General features: G+C 41.0%; 2 protein-coding genes. One reads left to right on the top strand and one right to left on the bottom strand.

Translation table 11 applies throughout. The features are described 5' to 3' along the window. The first annotated feature begins 255 nt into the window (after positions 1-255). Entirely contained in the window at positions 256-633 is a 378-nt protein-coding gene (locus KBS54_03785) for a hypothetical protein (GenBank protein MBQ0055251.1), read from the top strand. A 38-nt stretch (positions 634-671) separates the two neighbouring features. Here the strand turns inward: KBS54_03785 and KBS54_03780 are convergent, their stop codons facing one another. Beyond that, positions 672-1,886 carry an ATP-binding protein gene (locus KBS54_03780; protein ID MBQ0055250.1) on the bottom strand — a complete coding sequence of 405 codons (1,215 nt, stop codon included), beginning with the start codon at positions 1,884-1,886 and terminating at the stop codon, positions 672-674. Positions 1,887-2,083 lie beyond the last annotated feature (197 nt).

Here is a 2,083-nt window from a genome sequence, read left to right as displayed (position 1 = left end):
AACAAATGAATTCAAAGCGGCAGGCATTTGGACTTATGTTCGTTTGTCTGCCGTTGTTTTTGTCAACACTGATTCCTACGGGGAAAGGATTTACTTATAAGCTTCACTTTTGCTTCTCAATACTTGGGAAAGAATCCCTTTTCGCTGCGCGATACTTTTAATTCTTCTCAAGTGAAAGTTTTTCAAGTGAACTCTTTTACAAGTGAACGTCCCTGTAAGTGAATATATTTATCTAACAGAAAGGAGTTAAAAAAAATGCTCAGGACAAAGGACAAGGAACTGAAACGCCAGCGTAAGCTGAGAAGAAAGCCGAAAGAAGACGGGAGCAAAATACCGAAGAACATACGGACGCGCAAAAGTCTGCGCTTTCAGGTATCAGGCAGTCAGCAGCTGAAATTCTGCAAGAATACTCCGCTGACAAAAGAGCTGAAACAGATACTCGGCAGAAACGTATTCAAAATCATACCGGAAGAAATGAAACGCCCCGGGTATATTCCCGCAATATCCATTTATTTGGACAAAGAAAACCGCTGTATGGTGCTCCGCGCCGATCTCGTTGAACACGAAGATTTGATTGTGACTGACGAACACGGTGAAGCCAAATTTGAACCCGACACAGAATACAAAAAATGAGGGCGCAAACGAACGTCCTCATTTTTTGTATCACTTGCTTAAACACCGGTCAAACTGTTTTGATTAAGCAGAAAATCAAAAATATTGAACTTCTTGTAACCGTTTTCAAGAATAGTAAAAGGGTCATCGTCCATCGTTACAACTATTTTTCTGTAAGCATCGTCAAGCCCGTAGAAAGATGACAGTTCCTGCTGCCTTTTAACAGCGTCATTAACCGTATATGCGACCTGAATATAATACGTATTCATACCGTCTTTTGCGACAAAATCTATCTCCTTTGCGGCATTTTTGCCAATATCTACCGTATATCCGCGGCGTAAAAGTTCAAGATACACAATGTTTTCCAGAATATGCGTTATTTCGGTCTGCCTGTAGTTCAGTTTTGCGTTTCTAAGCCCTGTATCAACGGCATAATATTTGTTGAGCGTTTTCAGATAGCCTTTGCCCTTCAAATCGTAGCGGTAGACCTTATAAAACAGAAACGCTTCACAAAGATACTGAAGATAATTACCCACCGTATCAGGCGTAATTTTGGGATAGCCGTTTGTTTTGAGTGTATCTGAAATCTTCTTTGGGCTGATCAGACAGCCTATATTTGAACAGAGAAAATCGTAAACCGCGTTAAACAATGCCGGACTGCGTAACTTGTAGTGGCTTATAATATCCTTGGTCGCAACTGTTTCCTCCAGCATTTTGAGATACTTTGTTTTGTGATTTGCCTCAGTTTCCGAGGCAATATACGGAAAACCGCCATAGAGCATATAACTGTTAAACGCTTTTCTGACATCTCCGCCGGCATAACTGTAATACTCAGCAAAGGAAAGCGGATAAACCTTTATATCAATACTCCTTCCCCTCAATGCGGTACTGACATCAGACGAAAGCAGTTTTGAATTTGAACCTGTAACGTAGACGTCACACCCCATATTCTTAAAACTGTTCAGCACGTCTTCAAACGCGTCAATATACTGCACCTCGTCCAGTAACAGATAATACTTTCCCCTGCCCTTTACAGCCTCTCTGACATACGAATACAACGCGTCAGGATTTCTCAAAGCGGCATTCTGTCTGTCCTCTAAATTGACCTTGATTAGATGCTTTGCGGAAACACCGTTATTCAGCAGCCAGTCAGAAAATATATCAAACAAAAGCACCGACTTTCCGCAGCGCCGCACACCGGTTACAACCTTAATTAAATCTGTATCTTTCCAGGATATAAGCTGCTCAAGATAAGCAGGTCTTGCAATCAGCATGACAATCACCTCATGCAAATTCTACTCGAAAAACTTTTTATTTTCAATATTTTTTCGAGTAGAATTTCAAATATTGCCGGAGGGTAAAAGTCTCCACTTTCAGGTATCAGGCAGTCAGCAGTTAAAATTCTGCAAGAATACTCCTCTGACAAAAGAGCTGAAACAGATACTCGGCAGAAACGTATTCAAAATCATAC

Origin of the sequence: Candidatus Equadaptatus faecalis (assembly GCA_018065065.1) — a bacterium.
GTDB lineage: Bacteria > Synergistota > Synergistia > Synergistales > Synergistaceae > Equadaptatus > Equadaptatus faecalis.
This window is presented reverse-complemented; position numbering and strand designations above follow the sequence as displayed.